General features: G+C 46.9%; 17 protein-coding genes. 7 read left to right on the forward strand and 10 right to left on the reverse strand.

Going from position 1 to position 24,351, the window contains the following annotated elements; genetic code table 11:
* Nucleotides 1–250 precede the first annotated feature (250 nt).
* Nucleotides 251–967 (forward strand): endonuclease III domain-containing protein, encoded by a 717-nt coding sequence (locus F0P94_RS00545; RefSeq protein WP_150901754.1) that lies wholly within the window; start codon nt 251–253, stop codon nt 965–967.
* Between the two features lie 489 nt (nt 968–1,456).
* On the opposite strand, the gene F0P94_RS00550 is transcribed toward F0P94_RS00545, so the two are convergent.
* Complete coding sequence (locus F0P94_RS00550) at nt 1,457–3,688, reverse strand: ATP-dependent helicase (protein WP_150901755.1); 2,232 nt, start codon at nt 3,686–3,688, stop codon at nt 1,457–1,459.
* A gap of 301 nt (nt 3,689–3,989) precedes the next feature.
* Here F0P94_RS00550 and F0P94_RS00555 point away from each other — a divergent pair, with 301 nt between their 5' ends.
* A complete protein-coding gene (locus F0P94_RS00555) occupies nt 3,990–4,652 on the forward strand; it encodes a carboxypeptidase-like regulatory domain-containing protein (protein ID WP_150901756.1) in 663 nt (220 codons plus the stop codon).
* 77 nt (nt 4,653–4,729) lie between these two features.
* Nucleotides 4,730–5,311 carry a DUF3109 family protein gene (locus F0P94_RS00560; RefSeq protein WP_150901757.1) on the forward strand — a complete coding sequence of 194 codons (582 nt, stop codon included), beginning with the start codon at nt 4,730–4,732 and terminating at the stop codon, nt 5,309–5,311.
* 123 nt (nt 5,312–5,434) lie between these two features.
* On the opposite strand, the gene accC is transcribed toward F0P94_RS00560, so the two are convergent.
* The 9 genes from accC to F0P94_RS00605 all read right to left on the reverse strand — a co-directional run bounded on the left by accC (nt 5,435) and on the right by F0P94_RS00605 (nt 13,566).
* Nucleotides 5,435–6,784, reverse strand: coding sequence for an acetyl-CoA carboxylase biotin carboxylase subunit (accC, locus tag F0P94_RS00565; RefSeq protein WP_150901758.1), 1,350 nt, complete (start codon nt 6,782–6,784; stop codon nt 5,435–5,437).
* A gap of 100 nt (nt 6,785–6,884) precedes the next feature.
* The gene (gene accB, locus F0P94_RS00570; RefSeq protein ID WP_150902366.1) at nt 6,885–7,373 is read right to left on the reverse strand and encodes an acetyl-CoA carboxylase biotin carboxyl carrier protein; all 489 of its coding nucleotides are present in this window, start codon (nt 7,371–7,373) and stop codon (nt 6,885–6,887) included.
* Nucleotides 7,374–7,389: 16 nt separating this feature from the next.
* Nucleotides 7,390–7,953 (reverse strand): elongation factor P, encoded by a 564-nt coding sequence (gene efp / locus F0P94_RS00575; RefSeq protein ID WP_150901759.1) that lies wholly within the window; start codon nt 7,951–7,953, stop codon nt 7,390–7,392.
* A gap of 149 nt (nt 7,954–8,102) precedes the next feature.
* The gene (locus F0P94_RS00580; protein WP_150901760.1) at nt 8,103–9,101 is read right to left on the reverse strand and encodes a beta-ketoacyl-ACP synthase III; all 999 of its coding nucleotides are present in this window, start codon (nt 9,099–9,101) and stop codon (nt 8,103–8,105) included.
* Nucleotides 9,102–9,135: 34 nt separating this feature from the next.
* Complete coding sequence (gene plsX / locus F0P94_RS00585) at nt 9,136–10,077, reverse strand: phosphate acyltransferase PlsX (RefSeq protein WP_150901761.1); 942 nt, start codon at nt 10,075–10,077, stop codon at nt 9,136–9,138.
* Nucleotides 10,078–10,144: 67 nt separating this feature from the next.
* Nucleotides 10,145–10,339, reverse strand: a complete 195-nt coding sequence (gene rpmF, locus F0P94_RS00590) for a 50S ribosomal protein L32 (protein WP_150901762.1) — start codon at nt 10,337–10,339, stop codon at nt 10,145–10,147.
* Nucleotides 10,340–10,376: 37 nt separating this feature from the next.
* Nucleotides 10,377–10,934 carry a YceD family protein gene (locus tag F0P94_RS00595; protein ID WP_225307071.1) on the reverse strand — a complete coding sequence of 186 codons (558 nt, stop codon included), beginning with the start codon at nt 10,932–10,934 and terminating at the stop codon, nt 10,377–10,379.
* A 70-nt stretch (nt 10,935–11,004) separates the two neighbouring features.
* Nucleotides 11,005–12,027: a 4-hydroxythreonine-4-phosphate dehydrogenase PdxA gene (gene pdxA, locus F0P94_RS00600; protein ID WP_150901764.1), complete on the reverse strand. Its 1,023-nt coding sequence runs from the start codon at nt 12,025–12,027 to the stop codon at nt 11,005–11,007.
* An 84-nt stretch (nt 12,028–12,111) separates the two neighbouring features.
* The gene (locus F0P94_RS00605) at nt 12,112–13,566 is read right to left on the reverse strand and encodes a leucyl aminopeptidase family protein (RefSeq protein WP_150901765.1); all 1,455 of its coding nucleotides are present in this window, start codon (nt 13,564–13,566) and stop codon (nt 12,112–12,114) included.
* A gap of 665 nt (nt 13,567–14,231) precedes the next feature.
* Between F0P94_RS00605 and rsmA the strand changes: the two genes are divergently transcribed.
* The 4 genes from rsmA (at nt 14,232) to F0P94_RS00625 (ending at nt 24,329) form a co-directional block, all read left to right on the forward strand.
* The gene (gene rsmA / locus F0P94_RS00610; RefSeq protein WP_150901766.1) at nt 14,232–15,017 is read left to right on the forward strand and encodes a 16S rRNA (adenine(1518)-N(6)/adenine(1519)-N(6))-dimethyltransferase RsmA; all 786 of its coding nucleotides are present in this window, start codon (nt 14,232–14,234) and stop codon (nt 15,015–15,017) included.
* 160 nt (nt 15,018–15,177) lie between these two features.
* Nucleotides 15,178–16,131 (forward strand): NAD(P)-dependent oxidoreductase, encoded by a 954-nt coding sequence (locus tag F0P94_RS00615; protein WP_150901767.1) that lies wholly within the window; start codon nt 15,178–15,180, stop codon nt 16,129–16,131.
* Nucleotides 16,132–16,238: 107 nt separating this feature from the next.
* Nucleotides 16,239–19,967 carry a TonB-dependent receptor gene (locus F0P94_RS00620; RefSeq protein ID WP_150901768.1) on the forward strand — a complete coding sequence of 1,243 codons (3,729 nt, stop codon included), beginning with the start codon at nt 16,239–16,241 and terminating at the stop codon, nt 19,965–19,967.
* 33 nt (nt 19,968–20,000) lie between these two features.
* Nucleotides 20,001–24,329 (forward strand): T9SS type A sorting domain-containing protein, encoded by a 4,329-nt coding sequence (locus tag F0P94_RS00625; RefSeq protein WP_150901769.1) that lies wholly within the window; start codon nt 20,001–20,003, stop codon nt 24,327–24,329.
* Nucleotides 24,330–24,351 lie beyond the last annotated feature (22 nt).

A 24,351-nucleotide genomic window follows, 5' to 3' on the forward strand; every position in this document is an offset into this window, starting at 1 on the left:
GAATAAAATTGATTTTGTTTGCTGTAAGTTTAGACCCCACCTAAATCCTCCCCTAAAAACAGGGGAGGACTTTTGACGCAATAACGTGTTTAACTACCCCCGAACCCCTCCTTGAAAAGGAGGGGCAGGGGGTGGTTCTTTCAAGTTATCTGATCCAAGTCTTCCCCTATATCAGCTATTTAAGTAGGGGCAAAACAGCATTTACCTCCTTCAAAGAACAACTCCGCCGCTTATTTTCGTACTAACCATTATGGCTGAAAATTCAGAACAATTGCAGCAGAAAGCGTTGCTGGCGCACGAGCGTTTTTGCGGCGTTTATGGCTGTCCGGTGAAATTTTTCCATACCCTTGATCCGATCAGTGAGCTGGTGAGTTCTTTGCTTTCACACCGGACCAAAAACGCCGATAGCAGTCGCGCTTTCCGGAATTTGCGGCAGCAATTTCCTACGTGGGAGCAAGTATTGCAAGCACCGCTTGCGGAGGTAGAAAATGCCATCACGGCGGCTACCTGGCCTGAGCAGAAAGTACCCCGCCTGCAGGCTGTACTCAAAGAGGTTTTGGCTCGGAATAGCGGCTCCTTCGATTTATCCTTTCTGCAGGAATTAACGGTTCCCGAAGCCCAGTCCTGGCTGGAGCAACTCCCCGGTGTAGAGCCCAAGACCAGTGCAGCAGTCTTGTTATTCAGTAATTTGCGGATGCCGGCCATGCCCGTAGACAGCCATCACCACCGGGTGGCGCAGCGGTTGGGTTTGCTTCCGGACAAAATTGGCCCCGGCCCGGCGCACGCTATTTTACAAGCATTGCTGCCCACCGATTGGGATGTCCAGCAAGTTTACGACCACCACGAGGTTTTTATGTTTCACGGGCAGCGGTGCTGTTTTTTCCAAAACCCCGACTGCCACCGATGCGTGGTACTGGATATTTGCCCTTATGGCCAGCAGCGGATGGCGAAATTAAAGCGACTGTAAGTTGGACAGTTCACTTGACATTAGCGCCAGGTGAGCCTTAGGGATTCCATTTAAAACAGGACCCTTTAAATTACCTAATAAACTTCATAGTTAGACAAACTCCTATAAATGTTACCAAGCCTAAGGCAAACAGACTTAAAACTGAATATTTATTTTTTATTTTAAACTTCTTACTCCCTTCTCTAAAAATTTCTTGATGAATTTTCTTAGTTTTTAGAAAGTTAAAAAGCCATAATAAAAAGTAAAAGCTTAATGTTCCAAAGTAGAATAGTCTTGGTTGAATGTTAAATAATGTAAAAATTATAAATAGCAGAGGTAAAATAAATAATGAAACCAAATAAGTGAATAATAAAAGACTCATACCATAATTATAATTAGGTAAGGAGTTTCGGGACATTAAAAACAAAATTCTATAGAAAATCCCTAAGTAAATATTATTCATTAATCAGTTTCATTATAATCAATTTTTACAAATATTGAATTACTTTCCTAACTATGGATCCGCAACTTCGCGAAGCTTAGCAGCAACGTTTTCTCTCCGGCTTCTTCGAAATTGATGATGGCTTTGGTGCTGTTTCCTTGGGTGTCCATTTTGGCTACCGTGCCGAAACCGAATTTCGGGTGTTCCACGCGCATGCCTTCGGCTAAATTAGAAGTATCTGAGGCTACGAAATCGGCGGGTGGGGTGTAGTTTGTGGCTTTGCGAACCGGGGCAGCGGCGGTGGCTACTAACGGGCTCTTACGCTTCAGCACTTTCTCGAAAGCGCCCTGGCCGTCGGAGAATTTGAAGTTCAGGAATGCAGGTTCGATCTCTTCCAGGAAGCGGCTTTTTTCGCAGGCGCGCAGGTTACCCCACTGGTAACGGCTGGTGGCGTAGGAGAGGGTTAGTTTCTTTTCGGCGCGGGTAATGGCTACGTAAAATAAACGGCGCTCTTCTTCCAGGTCGGCGCGGCTCTGGATCATCATCTGGCTCGGGAACAGGTTTTCCTCCAAGCCCACAATGTACACGTTCCGGAATTCCAGACCCTTGGAAGAGTGGATCGTCATCATGGTAACGTATTCCCCGTCGTCATCTTTTTTGGTGTCAGCATCGGTAATCAGGGCAATGTCCTGCAGGAACGCGGCGAGGCTTTTATCTTCCTTCTCCGGGTCGTCTACATATTCCTTGATACCATTCAGCAACTCCTGGATGTTCTCGTAACGCGCCAGACCTTCAATCGATTTATCGGCGTACAGGTCTTCGATTACCCCGGAAGCTTTGGCAATGTGCTTGGCTACTTCGAAGGCGTCCTGTTGTTCAGCTAATACTGCGAAACTCTTGATCTTGGTGGCAAAATCGTCTATGGCACCGGCGGAACGGCCAAATCCGAAGGAGTGTATGTTGCTGGTTACTTCCCAGATGCTGTGGTTCGATTCGCTTGCCGAAACAATAATCTTCTCGATGGTCGTATCGCCGATGCCGCGTTTCGGATAGTTAATTACCCGGCGCAGTGCCTGCTCATCGTTCGGGTTTACCGTTAGGCGCAAATAAGCAATTAAGTCCTTGATCTCTTTGCGCTGGTAGAAACTTAAACCGCCTACGATCTTATACTTGATGTTCATTTTCCGTAACGCTTCCTCCATGGCCCGGCTCTGGGCGTTGGTGCGGTACAGAATGGCAAAATCGTTGTAGGAGAGGTGGTTGTTCATCTTCTCTTCGAAAATGGAATGCGCCACCAGTTTACCTTCTTCGTTATCGGAATTGGCTTTTATTACTTCAATCAGGTTGCCTTCTTCGTTGTCGGAGAAAACGGATTTACGGAGCTGCTCTTTGTTGTTTTTAATTACCGAATTGGCGGCATTTACAATGTTCTGGGTAGAACGGTAATTCTGCTCCAGTTTCACCACTTCCAGTTCCGGATAATCGCGCTCAAAGTTGAGGATGTTGGAGATATCGGCTCCCCGGAAGGCGTAAATACTCTGAGCATCGTCACCTACCACGCAGATGTTGCGGTCCTTGGCAGCCAGCTTGCGGGTGATCAGGTACTGGGAGTAGTTCGTATCCTGGTACTCATCTACCATCACGTACTTGAACATATGCTGGTATTTGTTCAGCACGTCCACGTGGTCGCGGAAAAGCACGTTGGTGTTGAAAAGCAAATCATCGAAATCCATCGCGCCGGACCTTTTCAGGCGGTCCTGGTACTGGTGGTAAATTTCGCCGATCTTCGGACGCATCGCGGCTTCGTCGTCGGCCTGAACGGTGCGGTCCTGGCGGTACTGGCCTACGGAAATAAGTTTGTTTTTGGCCGCCGAAATTCTCCCCAACACCAGACCCGGCTTGTAGAGCTTATCGTCCAGGTTCATCTCCTTGCAGATGTTCTTGATCAGGGTTTTGCTGTCGTCGGAATCGTAAATGGTAAAGGAGTTCGGGTAACCAATCTTCGGGGCTTCGGCGCGCAAAATCTTGGCAAAAACCGAGTGGAAAGTACCCATCCAGATGTTGCGGGCATCTTTGCCTACTACCTTCTCGATCCGGTGCCGCATTTCCTTGGCGGCCTTGTTGGTAAAGGTTAAGGTTAATATGTTGAACGGATCTACGCCTTTTTCCAAAAGGTAAGCGATCCGGTACGTTAATACGCGGGTTTTTCCGGATCCGGCTCCGGCGATGATCATCAGCGGGCCGTCGGTATGCATTACGGCGCGGCGCTGTGGTTCATTGAGTAAATTCAGGTAATCCATCGCGACAAAAATCTTTCTTAAAAACCCTGCAAGTTACGAAGATTGGAAGACCCCTCCTAAATCCTCCCCTAAATTAGGGGAGGACTTTTTCGTTAGCTCCAGGCAGGTGACTTTTTAGAACGATTTGCCTACTGTTTTCAGTTCCTTTATGCTGTAGCCCGGTCAATTGAGATTCTTCTCCGAAAAGTAAGGGTTAAGCTGCTGGTTATTGTCTGAAGAATTAGCCAAAGAAAAGCGAAAGTTTATCTGATTTTAAGGGTAACCCTAAATAACGGTACATTTGTAACCTAAAATACTGAAAATGAAAAATTACTGGTTTGCTTTGCTCTGCTTTTTCTGGCTGGCGGGCTGCAAGGAAGTGGAAGAAATAACCGAAATTAAACTAACCGGACAAGTGCTGGATGCCACCACCAAAGCACCGTTAGACAGCGTGGTTGTTGAATTGTACGAAGATAACGACGGACCTTTTATGGGCACGCATTTGCTTCAGACCTTTACCACCGATAATTCCAGTAATTTCAGCTTTAATTTTACTTACAAGGAAGGTCCATACCGGGTTTATGTGCGCCGGAATGGCTATAGGTACCAGCGGTTAATAAAGGATAAAATTCTGAATCAGGAAAATATTTTTGATTTTCAGAATGTAGAAGCCCTGAAAAATGAGCAGCACCTGGTTTTTGAAATGGACCCGATAGCCTTGTTTTCAGTGAAAGTAACCAATGTGGCTCCCGCCCAACCAGACGATCAGGTAAAGCTGGAAATTGGCAAAGGTATAAACAACAAGCCTTTATTTACCCGCACGTTCGAGGGCCTGGCAAATACCGAATTTCAGGTGGGGAGTATTCCGGCTAACCGATATATCCCGATCCGGTACGAAGTCCGGGAAAATGGCAGCTGGCGCAGCTTAAAAGATTCTGTTTTCCTGAAACCATCCGAACCCAAAACCTACTACTTGCATTATTAATTTACCTGCCAGGCAAAAATGAACCGTAAGACAAACTATTTTCTGGCTAACTTTGTCTTTTAGAAAATTTCCTGATTATGATTGTTTTGCAGAATACCGTCATCAGCGATGATGTACGCGATAAATTTTTTGTTTGTAACCTCGAGAAATGCAAGGGTGCCTGTTGCGTGGAAGGTGACCTGGGTGCACCTTTAGAAGAAGGGGAATTGCAGATCCTGCAGGATAATTACGAACAGATAAAGCCCTACCTGAGCCGCAAAGGCCGCGAAGCCATCGAAGAGCAGGGGCTTTACATTAAAGACTGGGAAGGCGATTTTTCTACCCCAACAATCAAAGACCGCGAATGTGCCTACGCCATCTACGACGAAAGCCTGACTTTGAAATGCGGCATCGAACAAGCTTATCTAGACGGCAAGATCTCCTGGAAGAAACCGATCTCCTGCCACCTGTACCCGATCAGAATTTCAAAGTACGATGGCTTCGAAGCGCTGAACTACGATAAATGGGGCATTTGCAGTGCTGCCTGCAGCTTTGGCGAAGAATTAGGGGTTCCGGTCTACAAATTCCTGAAAGAGCCGCTGGTGCGCAAATACGGCGAAAATTGGTATAATGAACTGGAAGCGTTGGTAGAAGAAGAATCGAAATCTAAAACCGTATAGTTTTCATCATACAAAGTAATTAAAAAAGTAGCGCAGGGTTTAAACCCTACGCTACTTTTTAGCCAAAAACGAAAAACCCCGGCCAACTGGCCGGGGTTTTTCGTTTTAAACGGTATCGTTTTTTTAAGCTTTCACCTGGCTGAAATCCCAGGTGTCGAGGTAGCTGGTGGTGAAGTTACCGGCTTTAAAGTTCTCGTCGTCCATCATGGCCAGGTGGAAAGGAATAGTGGTTTTTACTCCTTCTACCACGAATTCACTTAAAGCACGCTTCATTTTCACGATCGCTTCTTCGCGGGTTTGCGCCACGGAAATAAGCTTCGCGATCATCGAATCGTAGTTAGGCGGAATCGTATAACCGGCATAAACGTGCGTATCTACCCGGATGCCGTGGCCGCCCGGAATGTGCAGCGTGGTAATCTTGCCTGGGCTAGGACGGAATCCGTTGGTCGGATCTTCCGCGTTAATGCGGCACTCAATAGCGTGCATATCCGGGTAATAGTTCTTGCCCGAAATTGGAATACCGGCCGCTACTTTGATCTGTTCTTTGATCAGGTCGTAGTTAATTACTTCTTCCGTAACCGGGTGTTCTACCTGAATACGGGTATTCATTTCCATGAAGTAGAAATCCTTGTTCTTATCTACCAGGAATTCGATGGTTCCTACGCCTTCGTAACCGATGGATTTCGCACCGGCTACAGCCGCTTTCCCCATGGCTTCGCGCAGTTTATCGGTAATGAACGGAGAAGGCGCTTCTTCGATCAGTTTCTGGTGACGGCGCTGAATGGAGCAATCGCGTTCCGATAAGTGGCATGCCCGGCCATCCTGGTCACCAACTAACTGGATCTCAATGTGGCGCGGTTCTTCCACGAATTTCTCCAGGTATAAACCATCGTTGCCGAAAGCCGCTTTCGATTCGGCTTTGGCATCGTTCCAGGCTTTCTGGAATTCGTCGTCGTTCCGTACAATGCGCATGCCGCGGCCACCGCCACCGGCAGTAGCTTTCAGAATAACCGGATATTTTACTTTATTGGCTAGTTTAATGCCTTGCTCTACCGAATCCAACAAACCGTCCGAACCCGGAATGGTAGGCACACCGGCTTTTTTCATGGTCGCTTTCGCCGAAGCTTTATCGCCCATGGCGTTGATCATTGCCGGGGAAGCACCAATGAATTTAATGCCGTTTTCGTGGCAAATGCGGCTGAATTCAGCGTTTTCAGAAAGGAAACCATAACCCGGGTGGATCGCATCGGCATTGGTAATTTCAGCGGCCGCGATCAGGTTCGGAATATTCAGGTAAGACTGAGCGCTTGGCGCCGGACCGATACAAACCGCTTCGTCGGCAAAGCGCACGTGCAGGCTTTCTTTATCGGCAGTAGAGTAAACGGCAACCGTTTTAATGCCCATTTCCTTGCAGGTCCGGATGATGCGCAACGCAATTTCCCCCCGGTTCGCAATAAGTATTTTTTTAAACATTTTTGTTAATGTGCTAATGTGAAAATGTGCTAATGTATTAATGGTTAATTATTTTCTAATTAGCACATTAACGCATTAGCACATTAAAGAATTAAACTTATTAGCTCGGGTCGATCATGAACAGGGGCTGGTCGTACTCTACCGGGCTGGCGTTGTCTACCATTACTTTCACGATTTTGCCGGATACTTCCGCCTCGATTTCGTTAAACAGCTTCATGGCTTCGATGATGCAGATCACCTGGCCTTTTTTCACCTCGTCGCCAACGTTCACGAACGGTGGGTTTTCCGGGCTGGAAGAACGGTAGAAGGTACCGATCATAGGCGCTTTAATAGTCTGGTAGTTGCCATTAGCCGCAGCTGGGGCCGCCGCCGAAGGGGCTGCTTGAGGAGCGGCAGCCGGCGCCGGAGCAGCCTGTGGTGCCGGGGCGGAAGCAACTGCAGGTGATGCAGCTGGAGCGGCCACGTAGCTTACTTTCTGGCTGGCATCGCGGGTAATGTTCAGTTTGAACTCTTCGGTCTCGATGTTTACTTTATTCAGCCCGGATTTGGCGATAAAGTCGATTAATTCCTGTAATTCTTTCGCTTTCATAGGCTGTTTCTTATCGTTATTTAACTCGTTCGGCATAGCTGTAAGTCCGGGTGTCTACTTTAATTCTTTCGTCCTGCTCAATGAACAGCGGCACGTTAATGGTAGCGCCGGTTTCTACAATGGCTTTTTTGGAAGCGTTGGTAGCTGTATCGCCTTTAATGCCTGGTTCGGTATAGGTTACCGTCAGCTCCACAAATGGCGGGATCTCGCAGGTAAGGGGCTGCTCGGTTTCGGCGTGGAAAAGGATCGTTACTTCCTGACCGTCTTTCATCAGGTCGTGGAACGGTACCAATCTCTCCTCTAAAACTACCTGCTCGAACGTGTTGTTGTCCATGAACGTGTAGCCCATATCGTCTTTGTAAAGGAACTGGTGCGGGCGTTGCTCCACGCGCGCGGTGGTAACTTTTACCCCGGCGTTAAAGGTGTTGTCAATCGTTTTACCGGTTTTAATGTTGCGCAGTTTGGTGCGTACGAACGCCGGACCCTTACCAGGTTTTACGTGCTGGAATTCGGTGATCACATAGAGCTCGCCGTTGAATTCCAGGCACAATCCGTTTTTGAAATCAGCTGTAGTTGCCATTGGTTTCTAATTAAAAATCAGGCTTTTGAGACCTGATCTGGAAAATCTAGTTTCTAATAAATGGTATTGTTCTGCCTTTAGAAATCATAAATCCGAAAAAGCAGCCCAAAATTAGCAGATTTTCCGGATTTATGATTTTTCAGGATAAATTATTTAGGGTCGTACGCCCATTTTACGTAAAGTGCACCCCAGGTAAAACCGCCGCCAAAAGCTGAGATAATCAGGTTATCGCCTTTGTGCAACTGGTTTTCATAATCCCACAAACAAAGTGGAATGGTGCCGCTGGTAGTATTGCCGTACTTCTGAATGTTGAGCATAACCTTTTCCGGACCAACGTTCATGCGCGCAGCCGTAGCATCGATAATGCGCTTGTTGGCCTGGTGCGGAACGAGCCAGGCTACATCGTCGGCTGTCAGGTTATTACGTTCCATGATTTCGGCTGAAACATCGGCCATGCCTTTTACCGCGAATTTGAATACCGTAGTGCCTTCCTGATACACGTAATGCTCTCTGGCCTGAACAGTTTCGATAGTAGCTGGTTTACGGCTTCCGCCGGCTTTCTGGTGAAGATAAGCCGCTCCGGTACCATCTGCCTTCAGAATGGAATCCAGCACGCCGTAGCCTTCGGTATTGGGTTCCAGCATCACCGCGCCGGCGCCATCACCAAAAATAATGCAGGTCGCCCGATCGGTATAGTCGATAATGGAAGACATTTTATCGCCGCCTACCACTACTACTTTTTTGTATTTGCCGGTTTCAATGAACTGGGCGCCGGTGGCAAGGGCAAAAATAAAGCCTGAGCAGGCCGCCTGAATGTCGTAGCCAAAGGAATTAACCGCGCCGATTTCAGCCGTAATAAGGTTTGCCGTGGCCGGAAAAACCATGTCCGGCGTAGTGGTAGCGCAGATCAGCAGGTCTATTTCTTCGGCTTTGGTATTGGTTTTTTTCAGCAGGTCCTGTACGGCTTTCACGGCCATGTAGGAGGTGCCCAGACCTTCGCCTTTCAGGATGTGGCGCTCTTTGATACCGGTGCGCGTGGTGATCCACTCATCGTTGGTATCTACCATCGTTTCCAGTTCCTTATTGGTCAGGATGTAGTCTGGAACGTAACCGCTAACACCGGTAATGGCAGCCGTAATCTTTGTCATAGTTTTTTAGGGGTACTATGTAAAAAAAGCGCCGTTAGGCGCTGTATGTTTTTTTGAATTTTTCTGATACGTCGGAGGTGGCCATCTGGTACGCTTGCTGTACCATGTTGCAGATCGCGCCCGGCGAAGAGGCTCCGTGACCGATTATGGCGTTGCCGTTGATACCCAAAATAGGAGTGCCGCCAACTGCTTCATAATCAAGCCGGTCAATAAAAGAATCGGAGATGTTTTTCTCCTTGAGAATGTCGTAGAAAGACTCGGCCATTTTCAGGATAACGTTTCCGGTATAACCGTCGCAGACGATCACGTCCGCTTTGTCGTTGAAAAGGTCGCGGCCTTCAATGTTTCCAACAAAATTAATGCTGGTGTTGGCTTTCAGAAGCTGGTGGGCGGCCTGGGTGGCCATGTTTCCTTTGCCTTCTTCTTCGCCTAAGCTCATTAAACCCACTTTCGGGTTCGGAATTTTAAGCACTTCTTCGGCATAGATTGAACCGATCTCGCCAAATTGCTCCAGTACTTCCGGTTTGCAGTCTGCATTTGCGCCTACGTCTACAATTACCCCGATGCCGCCGTTCAGTTTGGGGGCAAAGCTGGCAATGCAGGGGCGTAAAAAGCCTTCTACCGCCTTAACGCTGAACAAAGCGCCTACCAGCATGGCTCCGGTATTTCCGGCGCTGGCAAAAGCATCTACTTCGCGCGCTTTTAAAAGGGCATAACCTTTGGCAATACTGGAATCAGGTTTTTGGGTGAGCGCCTTGGTGGGGTGCTCACCCATTGCTATAACCTGGGTGGTATGAATAACAGAAATCCTGGGAGAAGTGTATCCGTGTTTTTGCAATTCGGCCTTTATCAGGCCCTCGTCGCCAATAAGCAGGATTTCAGCTTTCCCGGCCAGCTTTTCGGCTGCCAGTATGGCTCCTTCTACCGTCGCGCCAGGGGCAAAATCGCCTCCCATTGCATCCAGGGCTATCTTCATGTATTCAGATAATAAGATTATTTACACATTCATTTAAAACAGCAAGGCAAACTTTGCGCGGCTGTGCTTAGGCAACGGATGTATAATTCTCGATCACCATTTTACCGTGACGGTATAAGTTACCTTCGTGCACGTAGGCATGGTGGTACAGGTGGATCTCTCCAGTAGTAGCGCAGGTAACAACTGCTTTTGGAGTCAGTTTGTCATGCGTTCTTCTTTTGTCACGACGGGTTTTGGAGATTTTACGTTTAGGATGTGCCATTTTATTTTACTTACTATTTATTTAAAGGTATTTATTACTATTTAATTTTCTTCAAAGCGTCCCACCGCGGGTCAACCGGGCCTTCATCATCGTCGTCCTCGTCGGTTTCCGGTGCGGTAGAAGAGGAGTAGATCAGGATGTTTTCGTCTTCGTCGGTTACAGCATTTTCATCTTCCTCCAGAAATTGTGGACACAATTTCTTTATTGGAACCGAAAGGCCGATGTAGTCGAATAAATGCTGGGCGATGTTTATTTTCTGCGCTCCGTGCAGGATCTGCAGCACATTTTCGTCCAGTTCAACTTCCTCGTTGCCGAAACGCACGTGCAGCTTCTGGGTCGTGTCGATCGGATAATCGAACTCTTCCAGGCTGCGGTCGCAGGTCAGGCGCAGGGTACCGGCAATGTGAAAGGTAAAATTGAGCAGCAACTCCGATTTGTCCAGCGTAACGTGGGCTTTTAAATGCCCGCCGTTCACCAGCGTCTGGTCGAAAAGGCCGAAAAAGCGGTCATCTAGCTCGTAATCAAATTCGTGCTGTTTGTTGCTTAATTGTACCAGTTCTATATCGTAGGGATGCAGCGCTTTCACGGTTTTCACTTATTGCAAGGTGCAAAATTAGGGAGATTATTTCGATTTTAAAAATATATTCCTGCTTTTTAATGCAAGCTTATTGCCGGGCAGTGGCCTTGAATTGTCTTTTTTTAATGACGTCGCAGGCCAGGAACAGGGCTTCGCGGAACGAAGACTCGTTTGCTACGTTCTGACCTGCAATATTATAGGCCGTGCCATGGTCCGGAGAAGTGCGCACTGCGCTCAGACCTGCTGTGAAATTCACGCCGCTGTCAAAAGCCAGGGTTTTGAACGGAATCAAGCCCTGGTCGTGGTACATAGCCAGTACGGCGTCTACCTGTTTGTAATGCCCGGTGCCAAAGAACCCGTCGGCCGGAAAAGGACCGAAAATCAGGTTGCCTTTGTCCTTCAATTGCTTAATGGCCGGGGCAATAATTTCGTTTTCTTCAGCGCCCAGCAAACCGTTTTCGCCGGCGTGCGGGTTCAGGCCAAGAACGGCAATGCGGGGTTTATTTACCTGGAAATCAGTTTTTAAGGAATCCAGTAATATGGTTAATTTCCTGATCAAAAGTTCAGTGGTAATTCTGGCCGAAACTTCTTTCAGGGGCAGGTGTCCGGTGGCTGTTGCTACCCGCAAATCGCCGCCTACCAAAAACATCAGGCTGTCGGCTGCTCCCAGAAACTGGGTGAAAAATTCGGTGTGGCCTGGAAATTTAAAATTTTCTGACTGAATGTTTTCTTTGTCGATCGGGGCGGTTACCACGCCGTCCAGCAGGCCGGCTTTCAGGTCTTCGGCAGCACGCTGAATCGATTTTAAAGCGCACTGGCCGGATTCTGGCGTAGGTTTTCCCGGATTGTAATCAAAGTCTTCTTCCCAGCAATTCAGAAGGTTTATTTTGCGGTTATCGGCGCTGTCAGGGTTCGGGATGGTGTGCAGGTGAAAGTTTTCCAGCTGAAGCTGTTTCCTTACCTTGCTCATAAGCGCCTGATTGGCGTAAATTACTGGTGTGCAGAAATTCAGGATCCGGTTGTCGGCCAGCGTTTTCAGGATCACCTCCGGGCCAATACCGTTAAAATCGCCGAGCGTAATACCGAGCCGCGGTTTTGTTCTATATTCCATTTTATTGAATGCGGTTTTTTTACGGCAAAACAGTACCGTTTTAGTTTTTCAGGACTAAGTGATACTGTTTTGCCGTTTAGTTTTTTAGCCGAAAATGCTACCGTTCAGGCTTTTTACCTGGCTCGAAAGGAAATCGTAGATCAGGCGCACCGGCGAACCGGTAGCATGTTTGCCGCGGTACGAATCCGGCGCCGTTAAGAAAGCCGTACCGGCAATGTCGAGGTGAATCCACGGGTAATCAACGAAATGCTCCAGGAATTTACCGGCCGAAATCTGCCCGGCTTCGGCCATGCCAATATTTTTGATATCGGCAATGTCCGACTCGATATGCTTGCCATATTCATCCCAAAGCGGGAACTCTACCAGGCGCTCATAAACGTGTTCACCGGAAATTTTCAGCTGCATTTTTACTTCTTCCGGAGCCGTTCCCATCATGGCAATGGCTTCTTTTCCGATGGCCCGTACAGCCGCGCCGGTTAAGGTAGCCATGTCAATTACCAATTCCGGATCGTATTTCTTGGCAAAGCTCAGCGCATCGGCCAGAATCAAACGGCCTTCGGCATCGGTGTTTAGCACTTCCACGGTTTTGCCGCTGTGCATGGTAATTACATCGCCGGGAGCATACGCGCGGCCACCCGGACGGTTATCAGTTGCCGGCACCAACCCGATAATGTGAAGCGGAAGGTTGTTTTTAGCAGCCGCGTACATAATGCCGGCTACTGCCGCCGCGCCGCTCATGTCCGACTTCATCAGATCCATCGAGTTCGGCGTCGGTTTCAGGCTCAGTCCGCCGGTATCATATACCACACCCTTGCCTACTAAAATAATCGGTTTAGCATTCTGGGCATTTTCCGGCGCCCATTCCATAATCGTGAAGGTAGGCGGATCGATGCTACCCTGGTTTACGCTGATCAGGCCGCCCATCTTAAGCGACTGGATCTGAACCAGTTCCAGCACTTCCGTCTGAAAACCGGCTTCTTCGCCAATTTGCACGAACTGCTGGGCCAGCATCTCGGCCGACTGGAAATTGTGCGGTTCATTTACCAGGTCTCGGGCCAGACAAACGGCCGATTGCACGTTGTGCAGGTTGCGCACTTCCGTTTCATCGAACTCCGGGCCGGTCAGGTAAATGGTTTCGAGTGAGGCCGGCGTGCTTTTGGTTTTGTATTTCAGGAATTTGTAATTGCTCAGGAATAAGCCAACAGCCAAGAAGCGGGCTGCATTTGTTTCCGTGAGGTCTGAAATGTACAGTTCCTTAATTTTATCGGCTTCCAGCACTTTTTGCAGGCCATTTCCGGCTTTGCGAATTTCTTCCTGGTAGCCGGCCAGGGTTTTCTTTTTCGGCACCATTACCAGGTAAAGTTTGTAGTCGTAGCGGTTAATATAAATAAGGGTGCCTTTTTGTTCGATCTGGCTTTGCGCAAAGCGGAGCTCCGGTTCAGTAAGGCCGGGAACGCTGTTTAAAGCATCGGGCTGAACAATATAAGCCACATTAACATTCTCCGGGAGGGAGGCGGTATATAAAAGTTGCGTTGGCATCGGATTAAAACGGTTAGGTTTGGCGCGCAATATAGCAAATTGGTTTTTTCAACCATAAATCTTACGCTAAAAGTCCTGGAAGTTTTATTTCTGACGCTAGATCGAATCCCAGGGAAATACTTCATCTTCCATCTTTTTATTTGTTTGTGGTATCAAGTGGTATAATTATGTAAAGTAGTCTTGGGCTGCCAATAGACTGCACTTAATTTAAAGAGCGTTCAGCAGAAGGATTGTCTGAACATGATTTTTGGGATTGATGAGATTAACAGGATTTTATATTGGGAGGGAATTGATTTAACTAGGAAAGAAATGCGGGATATGGTCAAGGAAAAAAATGCTGAAAAAAGGAGGCTAAAAGATGGGAGCCAGATTTACACTTAATCAGCAGGATTGGCTATCTGGTAAATTCCCTTTTTTCCCTTCCGTTTCCGGGATCGTAGTCATTGTTTGAATGAAAAATCATGTACATCATTAAAATCCCTTAAATCGTGTTCAGACAAACAAACTTGCGTTTTTCTCAGGCAGGGGTTTTAGAGGAGTGTAGTTTGAAAATTATGTTTAATAAGAGAGGCTTTTATACCTGGCAGTAAGATTGCGGGGAAGTATTGAAAAATTTGAGTAGTTTTGGCGCAATAAGTAAGTTTCAGCTTAAAACGATACCGTTTTTGGATAAAAAAGTAAGCCCTAAAAAGCATCTTGGTCAGCATTTCTTAACCGACCTCAACATTGCCTCTAAAATAGTGGAGCAACTTACGCTTCCCAGCGGCCTCACCGAAGTACTCGAAGTAGGTCCGGGCATGGGCGTGCTAACCCAATTTCTGCTGAAACACCCGGAATACCGCACCACGATAATCGATATCGATAAAGAATCGATCGTTTATTTACAGCAGCATTTTCCGGAACTCGGCGACCGCATTATTTCTGCCGATTTCCTGAAGCTCGATCTGAGCACTTTATATACCGGTAAGTTCGCCATTATCGGTAATTTTCCTTATAATATTTCCAGCCAGATTTTCTTCAAAGTTTTAGCGCACCGCAACCAGGTGATGGAAGTGGTAGGGATGCTGCAAAAAGAAGTGGCCGAACGCATTGCGGCGCCTCCCGGCTCTAAAACCTACGGCATTTTAAGCGTGCTGCTGCAGGCTTTTTATAATATTAAATACAATTTTACGGTACACGAACACGTCTTTAACCCACCCCCAAAGGTTAAATCGGCCGTGATCAGTTTGGTACGGAATAATATTGATAAACTTCCGTGCAACGAATCCCTCTTTTTTGAAGTCGTTAAATTAAGTTTCGGTACACGGCGCAAAACCTTGCGCAATTGCCTGAAAACCTATAACCTGCCCGCCGATATCAGCGCCATGCCAATATTCGACAAGCGGGCGGAACAATTAGCGGTAGAAGACTTTGTCGGGCTTACCCAATTAATAGAAGCAGCCCGCCAATAATTATAAAAACGCTAAGCTTAGCAGCAAAAAAAGTCCGGAATTTTAATAAACATTTTAGGTTACGGACGGTTACGGGTTTACTATATATATAATAGAGTAAATATTCGGCCCTTATAGTTGTTGCTGGTTCAGTTTTAATAAAAAAGGGAGCGCTTTACGCATGAAACCATTCTGCCTTATAATCGATCAGATGCACCCCGGCATTCTACCCATGCTCGAAAAAATAGGCGTGGAAGTAAGTTATCGGCCGGATATTAAGCCGGACGAAGTAAAAGCTGCCTTAGCTGGTGTAACGATATTAATGGTGCGCAGCAAGCTTCAAATTACCGAAGACCTCCTTTCAAAGGCAGATTCCCTTAAAGTAATTGCCAGGGCCGGAGCCGGTATCGATAATATAGACGAAGCTGTCCTTGCTGCCCGGAATATTGAACTGATAAATGCCCCGGAAGGTAACCGCACAGCAGTAGGGGAGTTTACGCTTGGTTTACTACTCGCCCTGTTCCGAAATATTGTAAAAGCCGATAGAGAAGTCCGAAATTTAAAATGGCTCCGGGAACCGAATAGGGGCGAAGAAATTGCCGGAAAAACGATCGGGATTATCGGCTATGGCAATATGGGAAAATCCTTTGCCCGCTGCCTGGCCGGTTTCGATTGCCGCGTACTGGCCTACGATACCAACCCCGATTGCGAATACGATGCTTTTGGCCAAAAAGCCACTTTGAACGAGGTATTCGAAGCTGCCGAAGTTTTAAGCCTGCATATTCCTTACATTCCCGCCAACTATCACTTCGTAAACGAGCAGTTTCTGCAGCATTTTCAAAAACCGATCTGGCTCCTCAATACGGCCCGGGGGGAAGTTATGGATTACAGAGCGTTAGTAAAAGGGCTTAAATCCGGAAAAATTAAAGGAGCGGCCCTTGATGTGCTGGAAAATGAAAAACTTGCCGCTTTAACCCCTGAGCAACAGGAGAACTTTGCCTGGCTTTCAGGGGCAGAGAATGTTATTCTAACGCCGCATATTGCCGGGTGGACGCATCAGTCTTACCGGAAGATAAATGAAGTACTGGTACAAAAACTGCAAACCGTTCTTACTCAGATAAGTGCCCTACGGTAACAGCTAAAAATAAGTTTAAATTTTTGCTAATTATTTTTTATCTGTCTATCTTTAAAGCTTTGAATTATACCCACTACCACCTTAATAAATTCTTTTACTAACCACGTATGATGCGAAAACTTTTACTACTCTTCGCTTTTCTGGGTTTCACGTATGGGGCGGCACTCGCCCAAACGGGTAAACTGGCTGGAAAAGTGCTTGACAAAACCAACAAGGAGCCAATAGCATTTGGTGCCGTTGTGTTGAAGCTGAACGGTGCGCAGAAGGCCCATGGCACTACTGACATCGACGGCGCGTACTCCATTACCGGTCTTACGCCGGGGTCTTATTCTGTTGAAATTACTTATTTAGGATACAACCGGCAGGTGATCAATGGTGTAGTTGTTTCAGTTGATAAAACGACGGCCCTCAATATTGATCTTTCACCTTCCGATAAAGTGCTGGATGAATTGGTCGTAACCACCTGGCGCGAACCGATCATCGGCCCTGAAAAAGTAGGCCAGACACTAACCTCCGACCAGATTAAGAAAATCGCTTCCGTAGATGTTGGAACGCTTGCCTCTACTGCAGCAGGTGCAACATCTGCAGATGCCGGTCGTGGAATTAGCCTTCGTGGTTCGCGTACTGCCGGTACCGTTTATTATGTAAACGGCGTTAAGCAGTTGGTAACTCCAACCCTGTCTCCAAACTCAATCGCGCAGATGACGGTTATCAGTGGCGGCCAGCCTGCTCAGTATGGTGATGCTGCAGGTGGGGTAATCAATATTACTACTTCAAGCCCTTCTGCAAATTTCCAGGGTGGCATTGAAGGAGAGACTTCTACCTTTTTAGACAAATACAATAATAACCGCATTAACTTCAGCCTTACCGGCCCGATCTGGACCAAGCGCGATGCCTCTGACTCTACAAAGAACCGTTCTATTTTAGGTTTCTTTTTATCCGGTCAGTACCAGAACTCAAAAGACGACAGCCCGTCGGCCCAGGGAGTATATAGTTTAAAAGATGCTTCCAGAAAACGGATCAGCGATCAGCCCTTCCTCAATGACCCGCAAGGTGGTTACAGTGTAGCTGCTCAGCAGATCACGATGGCCGATATGGAAAAAGGCAAAGTACGTGAAAACGTAGGGAGCCAGCGTTTCAACATTAACACTTCTTTCGATTTCCAGCCGAAAGAAAATATCATGATCACGTTCGGTGGTTTATTCAACCGTTCCGATCGTAATATGTACGTAAATTCCTACTCCTTATTTAATGCTGAGAATAATCCGCAGCAAATCATCAATAACTGGAATGCTTATATCCGATTCCAGCAATTCTTCCGCGATGCTCCGGGCGATTCTTCCAGCAGCGCGTTTAAAAATGCTTACTATCAGATTCAGGCCGACTATTCTAAGTACGACCGTGTAATTCAGAACGAGCGTTTGAAAGATAACGTTTGGCGGTATGGCTATATCGGTAAATTCAATACCCAGAATCAGACCTTCTATCAACCCGTTTCTATGCGGGTGCCGGATCCGAATAAGCCGGGCGACTCCATTACCAGCAATGTATTGGTAGATATGGGTGATTACAGCACCAACCTGACGTTTGAGAATTCCGGCGACAATCCTTACCTGGCGCGCTACACCGAACAAGTGCTGGCCGAAAGAAACAGATTAGAAGATCCGGTTTCAAACATTTTTGATCTGGCTTTAAGCCAGGGCGTACTGAACGGGGGCGATCCGAACTCTGTTTATTCGATGTATGCCAACCGTGGTTCCGTTTATCCATTATACGCACTTTTAAATAACGATCAGTTCCGGCTTTCAGCCTTAGGTTCAGCCGAATTAGGCAAACATACCTTTAAGCTAGGTTTTGAATTTGAGCAACGCGTAGAGACAAACTATTCCATTGACGGTACATCGCTGTGGACCTACGGTCGTGCCTTCACTTTTTCCGATACCGAATTAGACCTGAACAATGCTACGCCAACCTACGATGAAACAGGAAAACTGATCCGCCTCGATTATGGAACAAAAGCAATTGCCAACCAGAGTACATTTGGTAAAAACCTGCGTAATAAATTAGGTCTGCAACCAGGCCAGCCAATTAATATCGACGCGATAAGCCCGGAAGATCTGTCGGTTAGCATGTTCTCGGCCGATGAACTGATTAACCCGGATATTGTAAATTATCAGGGATATACTTACGATGGAAAACGCACCACCAAGCGGGTAAGCTTTGAAGACTTCTTCAGCGATCCGATCAACCGTCCGCAGGATGCAGTGCGTCCAATTTATGCCGCCGCTTTTATTGAAGATAAATTCCAGATCGAGGACCTGACCCTGCGGGCCGGCCTTCGTGTTGACCGCTACGATGCCAACCAGAAAGTATTGAAAGATCCTTATTCCCTGGTTGACCTGATGCATGCCAAAGATCTTCGTAACCTGACCTTCGCGAACGGATACAATATCCCTTCAAATATTGGCGATGACTATGTAGTTTATGTAGATAAGAACTCCCAGGATTTCTCCCGGAATTCTTCCACTAACTTTGCAGTAACCGGTTACCGTAAAGGCGATACCTTCTACGATGTAGATGGTACAGCAACAGAAAACACAAACAAGATCACTGAAAACGGTGCGGCTTATCCGCTCTTCGATCCGGCGCTTCAGGGTAACCCGGATACCGATTACCTGAAATCACGTGGTTTATCCGTAAAAGCATTTAAAGACTACGAGCCGCAGATCTATGTAATGCCTCGTTTATCTTTCTCCTTCCCGATTTCGGAAGATGCGTTATTCTTTGCGCACTACGATATTTTAACCCAGCGCCCGGAAAGAAACGGTACTTTGCCAAGCGATTATTACTTCCTGTATGGTAGCATTGGTTCCCGGAACGAGATCAACAACCCGGATCTGAAACTGCAGAAAACCATCGATTATGAAGTTGGCTTTGAGCAGCGTTTAACCCAATCTTCTGGTTTAACGATCTCCGCTTTCTACAAGGAAATGCGGGATCAGGTATCTTACCGCAGATACGTAGCTGCTTATCCGCAGGATTATGTAACCTTCAGCAACCTGGATTTTGGTACTGTAAAAGGGATGACCATGGAATTTGACCTGAGAAGAACCGGCAATATCGCCCTGACAGCCAGCTATACCCTTCAGTTTGCCAAAGGAACTGGTTCCAGTGCAACCTCCGGCTATAACCTTGCCAGCCAGGGTATTCCAAACCTGAGAACGCCTATTCCGTTGGATTTCGATCAGCGCCACGGCTTTAAAGTAAACCTGGATTACCGCTTCTTCGATGGGGAAGGCCCACTGTTATTCGACAAAACGATCTTCCAGAACACAGGTATCAACTTTACTGTATTTGCCGGCTCCGGAACGCCATATTCCCGTCAGGCAAATATCACCAACTACATCAACGCTATTGGCCGTCCGGTACTGGAAGGAACTATGAATGGATCCCGTTTACCAGCTAACTACCGCGCGGACCTTCGGATCGATAAAGATTTCAAAATTGGTAAAACAGTTGTTAATGTAGTAGATGGCCAGACTCAGGAAAAATTTATTTCATCGCGCTACGTAAAATCGCTGAACGTATTTTTCCGGGTTGAAAACGTGTTCAACCGGATGAACGTGCTGAATGTTTATCGTTATACCGGATCTGCGGAAGACGATGGTTATCTGGCTTCCTACCAGGAAAAATTTGGTGAAGCAGCAAACCAGTCGCTCATGGATATTTATATGGTTCGGATGCTGAATGGCACCGGAGGCGAGGGCTTAGGCTCGAACCCTACAAACTACTCCCTGCCGCGCCGCGCTGTTCTGGGTGTTAGCCTGACCTTCTAATTTATATATGTAACTTTTTTTACTAGAAATAAAATGCTAAACAAAAATCTATCTAGAACCCTTCTGGTGGCTTTGGGGCTTAGCTGCTCTCTGAGCGTTTCCGCCCGGGAAAACCTGGATAAAGGATCCCAGGCCGGCGGTAACAAACCAGGAAAGGGGAATAAAGTGGCTGCGGGTTGCTTAAACAGCTCCTCGCAAGCCGTGCTGGATATTAACAACGTTCGGACAACCGTTCTGAACGGTGGCGATATGTGGTGGAACCTCTTCGATGCAAGATATGAGGTGCCGAAAGTAAATGACCCTGCCTTGCCGAAGAAGCATTCTATCTTCGCCGGTTCGGTATGGCTTGGTGGCAGAGACGCACAGGATAACTTATACGTGGCTGCCCAGACCTACCGCCAGAGACAGCAGGTAGGTTACTGGCCAGGTCCGCTGGATTTGGCTGCAGGAGGAACGATCAGTAAAGAAGATTGTGCTACTTGGAACTATCATGCCAAAATCGATCAGGCGGTAATTGAAAAATTCAAAACTGATTTCAGAAACGGCGTATTCCAGGGCAAGATCGAATTAATGCCGAAAGCTATTAAAGAATGGCCGGCGAAGAATAACCAGCACATGCCTGTTCGTACGAACATGAATTTTGACTTGGCGCCATTCGAGGACATTAATGGCGACGGAGATTATAATCCGTTGGATGGCGATTACCCTAAGTTTACCGGCGACCAGGGAATCTGGTGGGTAATGAACGATGCGGGTAACGTAAAAGAGCCTTTCACCAAGCCAATCGGTCTGGAGCTGCAGGTACTTGCATTTGCTTTCCAAACCAACGACCTGATCAACAACATGACCTTTTACAAGCAGAAGCTTACAAATAAAGGTTCTGTGGAATTGAAGGATACTTACATGGGCCAATGGGTAGACCCTGATCTGGGCTTCTACAACGATGACTTTGTAGGTTGCGACGTAGGACGTGGATTAGGTATTTGCTATAACGGTGATAACGACGATGAAGGAGCCAATGGTTATGGCCTGAATCCGCCTGCTGTTGGCGTAGACTTCTTCCAGGGACCAATTGCCGACCCAGGCGATGGTATTGACAATGACCGTGACGGTACTATTGACGAAGCGGGTGAGACAATTATTATGTCGAGCTTTATCTATTACAACAACGATGCTAACGCTACGAACGGTAACCCTGATAAAGCAAGCGATTATTACAACTACCTGCAGGCGATCTGGCGCGATGGTAAAATTATTACCCATGGCGGAGATGGAACAGACCAGGGAGGAACCCCTTACAAATTTATGTTCTCTGGAAGTACCGACCCGAAAGGATATGGTTTCAGTACTCCTGCTAACCCAATCCCGAACACACCTCCTTCCTTTGCCTGGACTGAAACGAATACAGTTGCCGGGACTAAGAAATCGAATACGCCGGCAGACCGCCGCTTCCTGCAATCGGCAGGTCCGTTTACGCTGGGTAAAGGTGCTGTAAATGAATTGACCATCGGGGTTGTTTGGGCGCGTTCCAATGGCGGCGGCGCAACCGGTTCTTTTGGTTTGCTTACCTATGCCGACGACAGAGCACAAAAATTATTCGACAACGATTTTGTTTTACCGCAAGGTCCTGATGCTCCTGAGCTTGCTATTACTGAGTTAGATCAGCAATTGATCTTAACCTTAATTCCTAAAAAGATCATCCTTGCTAACGGTAATACGGTTAGTTCAGAGCAGTACGTGGAAGAAGACAAATCTCTGGCTTCAAATCCTCACGTTGCTGATCCCTTCTACAGATTTGAAGGTTATAAAGTTTACCAGCTGAAAGATGCAACAGTATCGGCATCTGAAGTAGATGATATCGACCGTGCCCGTTTAGTGGCGCAGGCAGACATTAAAAATGGCGTTACCAACATTGTGAATTTTGTTTACGATGCGGATCTTGACAGAACGGTACCAAAATTAAGAGTAAGAGGCGAAGACAAAGGTCTGTCTCATACTATTAATGTAACTACTGACTTGTTTGCAACCGGAAACGACCGGATCATCAACTTTAAATCTTACCACTACCTGGTAGTAGCGTACGCTTACAACGGCGACCCTGCCAATACAGATGACAAGTACCTGGAAGGAAGAAGAGTTTCTCTCGGAACCGGAATTCCGCATAAAACGCAGCCTGAAAATTCAGGCACGGTTCTGACTGCAGCCTACGGCGCAAGCCCTGAAATAATCCGGATCTTTGGTACCGGTAACGGTGGTAATATTCTCGAAATTTCTTCGCAGGATGAGCAGGATATCCTTGCTTCGAATCAGAAGCAATTGCTTCATTACCAGCCGGGAAATTCCCCTTTCAAGGTTAAAGTTTACGATCCGAAGATCATTACCGGTGGCGAGTTCACGGTAAAGCTATCCAGCCGGATTTCTTACAAGGCCTCCACTGTAACGAGTACCTCCAGGAAGCTTAAAAAAGGCGATCTGATTGAGAGCACAGGTGATTTTACCAAACCAGCTCCTTACAACACAGCCGAATTCAAGAAAGCGGTTTCTGCGCCTACGCAGATCCCAGGTAAGGCAATTGTAAGGAGGGTTCTGCCTCCGGTAATTCTCCGGGATACTGCCAATGGTGGTAGTGTAGATACCCTGTTTACCGTGGATGTTGAAATGCTGAACGACCACCTTAACGGCAGGTTCACTGCTGAAGTGGATCTTACTAAATTAGGTCCACTGACAGGTACCCCTCCAAGACCATCGGAAGATCCGATTGGTTATGATGAGGAGCCAAGAACCTTTAGAGTTGCTTCCGGTTCTGGAAATGACTTTGCCGCAACTGCCAATCTTTACGTACCGAATGATTTCTGGGCCATTACCTTGCCTGGTTTGAACGCGCCTGTTTATGGAGAACGTCCGATTTCAGAATTCAATGAGCAGATCCTTGTTAATCCGGAAACAAATAAGCCAATGGGGCTGGCGCTTGAATTTAGCCAGGCAAACAACCCGGGCTATCATATCCTGAACTCTCCGCTGAACGGAAGCCTTCCTTCCAGCGTGGTTTATTCGGGCAACAAATGGTTTGAAGGCGTTAAAGAGGTTCCAAACCCGGCTGACCCCCAAAAGCCTTACCAGTGGTTACTTCCAAAATCAACCTTTGGTTTTACAAGTGAAGTAGATGAAGTTGATCCGAACTATAACTATTACGAAGTAAATAATGGATCCTGGGCGCCGCTTGCAGTTACACAGATTGTATCTAAAGGCGGTCCAAATTTCAACCTTATTAACGTTACCCAACGGAAAATATTCAACCTGCCAAACGTGGATGTGGTGATTACCAGCGATAAATCCAAATGGACCCGGGTAGCAGTACTTCAGGGAACGGCAAGCAAATCTAACTTTGCTTTATCTAAGGATGATACCGAAGTTTATTCTGTTGACAAAGATGGGAATGAAGATAATACCATGTCGGATTATGACCCAAGCAAGCGTTCGGTTGGTATGGGCTGGTTCCCTGGTTATGCAATCGATCTGGACAGAGGGGTTCGTCTGAATATGATGTTCGCTGAGTTTGGTCTGGTTGCAGGAGATAAGACCAATAAGCAGGATCCAGGACGAAACCTGAAATGGGATCCGACTGCTGATGCCGCTAAATCGTATGGTAAAGAATTTATTTATGTTACCAATACAGTTTACGACGAAGGTAAGCAATTAGGTTATTTACTGGATTCCTTAAAAGCGACCGTAACCAGAGATGCTTTTTATCAGAATTTCCTGGCGAACAATATCTTTAATAAGGTTACCTGGGTGGGTTATCCGCGGTTAGCCAAAGGCCAGCAACTGCTTTCCGGCGATGTTCGGGTGAAACTGCGCGTAAGCCGCCAGTTTACTTCCTTCAACATGGATGGTAAGTATAACGTTAATCCGGTTTACAATGCTTCCGGAGTGCTTACAGGATCTACTCTTGTGCCATACACCGGCGTAAATACGAACCCGGAATATTTGTTCAATACCAATGGCCTGCTGCCACGGGTTGCCCAACAAAACACGGCTAAGGATGCGCTTGCCATGATCCGCGTAGTGCCTAACCCATATTATGCTTCGTCGCAATACGAACAGCGTCAGCTGGACAATATTGTAAAGATTACCAACCTGCCGAGAAAATGTAAGGTCAGCATTTACACCATAAATGGAACCCTGATCAGAACATTTAACAAAGATGATTCTAAGACATTCCTTGACTGGAACCTGAAGAATGAATTCAATCTGCCAATTTCTTCCGGAGTTTACATAGTACACGTAGATGCCGGAAATATTGGAAGCAAAGTGGTGAAATGGTTTGGTATCATGAGACCTGCTGACTTAGAGTCGTTTTAACAATTTTGGTTTTGTATAAGAA

The organism is Adhaeribacter soli (genome assembly GCF_008727925.1).
GTDB classification, from domain to species: domain Bacteria; phylum Bacteroidota; class Bacteroidia; order Cytophagales; family Hymenobacteraceae; genus Adhaeribacter_A; species Adhaeribacter_A soli.

What these genes read in the sequence shown, in the direction of transcription:
- F0P94_RS00545 (WP_150901754.1), top strand. Translation starts at nt 251, where the DNA reads ATGGCTGAAAATTCAGAACAATTGCAGCAGAAAGCGTTGCTGGCGCAC.
- F0P94_RS00550 (WP_150901755.1), bottom strand. Translation starts at nt 3,688, where the DNA reads ATGGATTACCTGAATTTACTCAATGAACCACAGCGCCGCGCCGTAATG.
- F0P94_RS00555 (WP_150901756.1), top strand. Translation starts at nt 3,990, where the DNA reads ATGAAAAATTACTGGTTTGCTTTGCTCTGCTTTTTCTGGCTGGCGGGC.
- F0P94_RS00560 (WP_150901757.1), top strand. Translation starts at nt 4,730, where the DNA reads ATGATTGTTTTGCAGAATACCGTCATCAGCGATGATGTACGCGATAAA.
- accC (WP_150901758.1), bottom strand. Translation starts at nt 6,784, where the DNA reads ATGTTTAAAAAAATACTTATTGCGAACCGGGGGGAAATTGCGTTGCGC.
- accB (WP_150902366.1), bottom strand. Translation starts at nt 7,373, where the DNA reads ATGAAAGCGAAAGAATTACAGGAATTAATCGACTTTATCGCCAAATCC.
- efp (WP_150901759.1), bottom strand. Translation starts at nt 7,953, where the DNA reads ATGGCAACTACAGCTGATTTCAAAAACGGATTGTGCCTGGAATTCAAC.
- F0P94_RS00580 (WP_150901760.1), bottom strand. Translation starts at nt 9,101, where the DNA reads ATGACAAAGATTACGGCTGCCATTACCGGTGTTAGCGGTTACGTTCCA.
- plsX (WP_150901761.1), bottom strand. Translation starts at nt 10,077, where the DNA reads ATGAAGATAGCCCTGGATGCAATGGGAGGCGATTTTGCCCCTGGCGCG.
- rpmF (WP_150901762.1), bottom strand. Translation starts at nt 10,339, where the DNA reads ATGGCACATCCTAAACGTAAAATCTCCAAAACCCGTCGTGACAAAAGA.
- pdxA (WP_150901764.1), bottom strand. Translation starts at nt 12,027, where the DNA reads ATGGAATATAGAACAAAACCGCGGCTCGGTATTACGCTCGGCGATTTT.
- F0P94_RS00605 (WP_150901765.1), bottom strand. Translation starts at nt 13,566, where the DNA reads ATGCCAACGCAACTTTTATATACCGCCTCCCTCCCGGAGAATGTTAAT.
- F0P94_RS00615 (WP_150901767.1), top strand. Translation starts at nt 15,178, where the DNA reads ATGAAACCATTCTGCCTTATAATCGATCAGATGCACCCCGGCATTCTA.
- F0P94_RS00620 (WP_150901768.1), top strand. Translation starts at nt 16,239, where the DNA reads ATGATGCGAAAACTTTTACTACTCTTCGCTTTTCTGGGTTTCACGTAT.
- F0P94_RS00625 (WP_150901769.1), top strand. Translation starts at nt 20,001, where the DNA reads ATGCTAAACAAAAATCTATCTAGAACCCTTCTGGTGGCTTTGGGGCTT.